Raw genomic sequence first — 209 nt, forward strand, 5'->3', positions numbered from 1 at the left:
CCGTGCCCGGCTCCGGGCGGTCAGGCTTGATCCCTGCGCCGGGCACGGCGGGCCACACCCCGTCGGTGGTCGGGCGCCGTGGGTGCCTGGATGTCTGGTTGGCGGTACGGCGGTCGCGTCGGCCGGTCCCGGGTGGGTGCGGTCGGGCTGTCCCGTCTGTGGGGGCGCTCGTGGCAACCGGCGGGGCACGGGGGTGTCGTCCCATCTGC

This window comes from Micromonospora sp. NPDC047670 (assembly GCF_043204915.1).
GTDB lineage: Bacteria > Actinomycetota > Actinomycetes > Mycobacteriales > Micromonosporaceae > Micromonospora.